The 3,892-nt window shown below is 38.7% G+C and carries 4 protein-coding genes and 1 tRNA gene; 2 read left to right on the top strand and 3 right to left on the bottom strand.

Annotated features, from left to right (window positions below):
• Positions 1 to 2: 2 nt before the first annotated feature.
• Positions 3 to 428 carry a hypothetical protein gene (locus JR005_RS09585; RefSeq protein ID WP_004986999.1) on the bottom strand — a complete coding sequence of 142 codons (426 nt, stop codon included), beginning with the start codon at positions 426 to 428 and terminating at the stop codon, positions 3 to 5.
• 238 nt (positions 429 to 666) lie between these two features.
• Here JR005_RS09585 and JR005_RS09580 point away from each other — a divergent pair.
• Positions 667 to 742 (top strand) — tRNA-Asn (locus JR005_RS09580).
• Between the two features lie 161 nt (positions 743 to 903).
• Here JR005_RS09580 and glnA read toward each other — a convergent pair.
• Positions 904 to 2,313, bottom strand: a complete 1,410-nt coding sequence (glnA, locus tag JR005_RS09575) for a type I glutamate--ammonia ligase (protein ID WP_004987001.1) — start codon at positions 2,311 to 2,313, stop codon at positions 904 to 906.
• Between the two features lie 359 nt (positions 2,314 to 2,672).
• On the opposite strand from glnA, the gene yddG reads away from it, so the two are divergent.
• Positions 2,673 to 3,548: an aromatic amino acid DMT transporter YddG gene (yddG, locus tag JR005_RS09570; RefSeq protein WP_218664967.1), complete on the top strand. Its 876-nt coding sequence runs from the start codon at positions 2,673 to 2,675 to the stop codon at positions 3,546 to 3,548.
• 99 nt (positions 3,549 to 3,647) lie between these two features.
• Here the strand turns inward: yddG and JR005_RS09565 are convergent, their stop codons facing one another.
• A complete protein-coding gene (locus JR005_RS09565) occupies positions 3,648 to 3,791 on the bottom strand; it encodes a zinc ribbon-containing protein (protein WP_004987005.1) in 144 nt (47 codons plus the stop codon).
• Between the last annotated feature and the right edge of the window lie 101 nt (positions 3,792 to 3,892).

The following is a 3,892-nucleotide window of genomic DNA, read 5'->3' as shown; positions in this document are numbered from 1 at the left end:
CATTAACTATAACGTTTAGGTCGTTCCAGACTTAAATAATGACAATAATAAGGCAAGGTTTGATCTAGGGTAATTTCTTTAATCTGCTGTTCTTCTGTACTCCAAGCCAGCGCAGAAGTTTTGGCAAATAAACCTTTACGCTCAATTGCAAAAAGAAATAAAGAGTTGTACCAGCATTCGCTCAATTGCGTCCATAGTCCATGATTGACATCATTTAGAACTTTTACCTGATGCTCAGTCCATTTATCCCCAAACCATAATTGTAACAAATCACCTAGATAGATTTTTTCTTCACTCACGATAGAAAAATGAATGTGAGCATCTTCAACAGGCTGATAATACAAAGCGGGATCACGCACAATATCCAGATATTGAGCTTGATAAAATTTAAATTGAGAGAAGATATCTTGAATATGAAGAATTGGCATAATACTGCCCTCCGATTTAGCCATTTAGTGCTGGCAAGTTGGGTTAAATCCACACAGTTTGAATGTCCATTCAAACACTCTTACGCTGTCAAACATAGCAATCTACAACTCAAAGCACAAGTATTTTTATGTCAGATATAGTATTTGTTCAAATAAACATCATACACACGGAAAATGAAAGAAACATGACAGATTGGACTTGACCGTATTTAAAATCCCCTTATAATCGCTTTCAGATTCTCCCATAGCTCAGTCGGTAGAGCGACGGACTGTTAATCCGCAGGTCCCTGGTTCGAGCCCAGGTGGGAGAGCCAAATACAAAAAAGCCCGCAGCATTAAAGCGGGTTTTTTTATGCCTGAAATTTATGATTTAAGTCTTCACTATTATTCTATTTTCTTGATTCCATCAATATAGCATAAAATTTAAAGTATAAAAAAAGCCCGCATTACGCGAGCTTTCTTAAATTGATATGGATTACAAGCTGTAGTACATATCAAATTCAACTGGATGAGTCGTAGTATTTAAACGACGTACATCTTCAGTTTTAAGTTCGATATAAGCATCCAACATTTCTTTCGTGAACACGCCACCTTTAAGAAGGAATTCGTGGTCATTTTGAAGTGCTTCAAGCGCCATATCTAGGCTGTGAGCCACTGTTGGGATTTTTGCTTCTTCTTCAGGAGGAAGGTCATACAAGTTTTTGTCAGCTGCTTCGCCCGGATGGATTTTGTTTTGAATACCATCAATACCCGCCATTAACAATGCTGCAAAGCCCAAGTACGGGTTCATCATTGGATCTGGGAAACGAGCTTCGATACGCTTGCCTTTCGGGCTAGACACGTAAGGAATACGGATAGACGCTGAACGGTTACGTGCAGAGTAAGCAAGCATAATTGGTGCTTCGAAGTGAGGAACCAAACGCTTATAAGAGTTTGTAGATGGGTTTGTGATTGCATTCAATGCACGAGCGTGCTTGATGACACCACCGATGAAGTAAAGTGCCATTTCTGACAAACCAGCATATTCATCACCAGCAAACAAGTTCTTGCCATCTTTAGAGATCGACATGTGAACGTGCATACCAGAACCATTATCACCTACCATTGGTTTAGGCATAAAGGTTGCTGTTTTTGCATATTGATGCGCAACGTTCCACACTGCATATTTGAATTGTTGTACTTCATCAGCTTTACGAACAAGTGTATTGAAGCTCACACCAATTTCTAACTGGCAAGATGCAACTTCATGGTGATGTACTTCTACACGACCTGGACCCATGATATCTTCAATTTTTGCACACATTTCTGCACGCATATCTTGTGAAGAATCCACTGGTGGAACTGGGAAATAACCACCTTTAACACGTGGACGGTGACCAGAGTTACCAGATTCATAGTCTTTACCAGTCGACCATGCAGCTTCTTCAGCGATCAATGTATGACGAGCGCCAGACATATCGATGTCCCATTTTACTTCGTCAAATACAAAGAATTCTGGCTCTGGACCAAAGAATGCCGTATCACCAATACCAGTTGATTTTAAATATTCTTCTGCACGACGAGCGATCGAGCGTGGGTCACGTTCATAGCCTTGACCTGTTGAAGGCTCAATAACGTCACAAGTTACAACCACTGTAGGTTCAGCAAAGAACGGGTCGATAAAACCAGTTTCTGCATCCGGACGTAAAATCATGTCAGAAGCTTCAATGCCTTTCCAACCTGCAATTGAAGAACCGTCGAACATTTTACCGTCTTCAAATGTATCTTCATCAATTGAATCTGCTGGATAAGTAACGTGTTGCTCTTTACCTTTAGTATCCGTAAAGCGAAAATCGACCCATTTAGCGCCACTTTCTTTGATGAGTTCGAGGACCTTGTTCGCCATGCTCTGTATGCTCCAATGAAGTATTATTGCACTTGTGAAGTGCGTGTTAGTCGTTGGCTGTTATAAAGCAATTCCCATACCAACTTTTTGAGACTATTCTAATTTATTGAATTCTTTAGCAGAATATTAAAAAAGACCTGTTTATCCCATTGCTATTATACTGCTTGCAATTTTAATTGCACCATATTCAAACATTTTCATTTTAGCGCAATTTAACTGTTAAATTTATGAACCATATTGGTGCGTTTTCATTTTTTTGTCTTAATGCGGTGCATAACTTTGAAATTAAAATATTCTCATTATTCTTATTTTGTTTAAAATGGACAAATTGTTTGCACTGGTAATGTTAGATGAAACCCATGACTGCCAATTTTCTTGGATTTTCTTCCATTTTGATTTGGGCGAGTATCGTGGGTGGCGTCAAACTGGTGACCGAGCAATTAACCCCTATGCTTGGTATTGCACTACTTTATAGCGTTAGTGCATTCAGTATTGTGTTATCCAACCCCAAAGCCTTAAAAATAGCCTTACCACCAAAATATTTAGTCTATTGCGGCAGCTTTTTTGTTCTTTATGAAATTTTGTTTTTAACTTCAATTGGTCTATCTCATACACGTGAAGAAGCTTTGATCTTGGCGATGATTAACTATTTATGGCCCAGTTTGACTTTATTGTTTGCTTATCTGTATCGACAGCTTTCTTTTCAACTCCCTGCATTTTTAGGCATCGCTATTTCTGTCGTAGGGTTAGGGATTGTCATTAACCCTCAACTTTTTCATTTGTCTTTATTTTTAGATACTATTTCTAAAAATCCTGTCGCCTATTTATTGGCTTTTATTGCGGCAATTTTATGGTCGTTATATTGTGTGCTGACTCGAAAATTGGCACAGGGTCATAATGGCGTTCCTTTATTTTTTTGTTTTACGGCTATCGCACTGTGGATTTTGTTTTTTATGACACATCAGTCGTGGCAAATGCCTTCTGTAAAGCTGTGGCTAGTCATCATTGTCATGGGGACTTTGATTGGGATTGCTTATAAAAACTGGAATCAAAGTTTACAGTTTGGACAGATTCAATTGTTATTGTTGGCGACTTATTTTACCCCTGTTCTATCAAGTATATTTGCCAGTGTATTGCTACGAACAGTTCCAGAATGGACGTTTTGGATTGGAACGTGTTTAGTGAGTTTCGGCGCTATTGTATGTTGGAAATTTAGTCGAAGTATTGAGACTTAAATTTTACCCGCCGATTATTTTAAGCGGAAATAATAAAAAACCCTGTCGATGGACAGGGCTTTCATTCAAAACAGCGGATAACTGTTTGATGTGTGCAGCTTAAGCAAGCTTACTGTTAAATTGCTTGCCAAGGCATTTGGTACACGGAGGTAAACGATCAGTACCAATTTCTAAATAAACGCGATGTCCGCATTGAATACAAAAATAGAAGCCTGTTCCAGGTTTTTCGCCAGCAGTAACCATTTTTGCTCTCCATAGATTTTAGAAATGGTTCATATACTATAGCGTGATAGTTTTGATTATTTATTGACCTTTCTGACGAGTGGTGGTGGCGGAAAGGAGAA

The sequence above is a fragment of the Acinetobacter sp. Colony158 genome (assembly GCF_019264745.1).
GTDB classification, from domain to species: Bacteria; Pseudomonadota; Gammaproteobacteria; order Pseudomonadales; family Moraxellaceae; genus Acinetobacter; species Acinetobacter ursingii.
The sequence above is the reverse complement of the archived record's forward strand: the minus strand, read 5'-3'. Positions and strand labels throughout refer to the sequence as shown.